At 64.3% G+C, this 1,163-nt stretch carries 1 protein-coding gene and 1 pseudogene; both read right to left on the reverse strand.

Annotated features, from left to right (window positions below):
- Positions 1-703, reverse strand: a pseudogene (locus I8N67_RS41590) (hypothetical protein); the annotation flags it as partial.
- A gap of 20 nt (positions 704-723) precedes the next feature.
- Complete coding sequence (locus I8N67_RS41595) at positions 724-1,149, reverse strand: hypothetical protein (RefSeq protein WP_200309558.1); 426 nt, start codon at positions 1,147-1,149, stop codon at positions 724-726.
- Between the last annotated feature and the right edge of the window lie 14 nt (positions 1,150-1,163).

A 1,163-nucleotide genomic window follows, 5' to 3' on the forward strand; every position in this document is an offset into this window, starting at 1 on the left:
TCTCGTAGAAGTTCTTGGAGAACTCCACCGACTTGCTGTTGTCCTTCAGCAGCTCGTTGAGCTGCTGAAGTTCGGAGTGTGTGAGGTCCCGGCCCTTGCCCGCCAGAGCGGCGGCGCGGGCGGCCTCCTCCTGGTCCAGCTTCGTGTACGTCGGTGCGCTGAAGTCCTTGCGGTCGGTGACATTGGCCTCAAGGGTGTTCTTGAAGGCGAGGTCGGTGTCGTTGCAGTTGTCGACGATCAGGTCGATCCTCTTCTGCCACGACTCGATGTTCCGCTGCTCCTGCTGCAGGGGCTCTTTGTAGTCGGGGTCCTGCCGCGCCCCGGGGATCTCGGACAACGGGTTCTTCGCCGTGACCTTGCCCTTGCCGTCCACCCGGATGCCGGCCGCGGGCCCCTCGTGGTCCCGGATGGCGACCAGGTCGTCCTTGGCCTTCTTGATGGCCGCGTGACCCTCTTCCAGGATCAGCTTCACACCCTTGGCCTCGGCCGCGGCGTCCGCGAACTCCTTGGCCGTCTTACCGATGAACGCCTTGGTGACCCCTGCGTTGACGCCCTCCCAGGCCGCCCTGTCCGCCTTTTTCTTCATCCCGTCGGCGGCGTCGGTGGCAAGCTTGTCCAGCTTCCCCGCCATCTCCGACCAGTCGTCGACGGCGGCCTTCAGCTTCGCCACCGGGGCGTCGATGATGTCCTCGTACTTCAGCATGTTGCGCGCTCCCCCGAGCCCTATTTCATGTATTGCGTGAGCACCGAAACCCGCGTCAGATCTCCCTCGATCTTCACCTCGTCCTTCGCATGCTGGGCCTTGCTGTAATCGAGGTGATTCGAAATCTGCGCGCAGGCGTCCAGCAGCGTCCTCAGGTGGGTCTGCCAGAAGTCGTGCACCTTCAGCACGGCCGAACCGCTCACGAAGTTCCCGTTGGTCAGCGCTATCGCCGCGTCGAACGTGGAGGGACGGGCGATGTCGCCGTCCTTCCCCAGCCGGCCCAGCAGGTCATACGCGTCATTGCCGATAGCGCCGAGATCGTCCCGATTGACCACCAGGTCTTTTCCGCCGCCTCCGCCGCCCGCGGCCGGAGCACTGTTGATCCGCATGGCAGTCCGCTCGGCCGCCGCCGCGCGCAGTTCGGCCCATTCTTGCTCGAACGTCATGAATTCCCCCAAGT

The sequence above is a fragment of the Streptomyces adelaidensis genome, from assembly GCF_016598475.1.
In the GTDB taxonomy this organism is placed as follows: domain Bacteria; phylum Actinomycetota; class Actinomycetes; order Streptomycetales; family Streptomycetaceae; genus Streptomyces; species Streptomyces adelaidensis.

Coding starts and splice junctions, on each gene's coding strand:
- I8N67_RS41595 (WP_200309558.1), bottom strand. CDS start 1,149: ATGACGTTCGAGCAAGAATGGGCCGAACTGCGCGCGGCGGCGGCCGAG.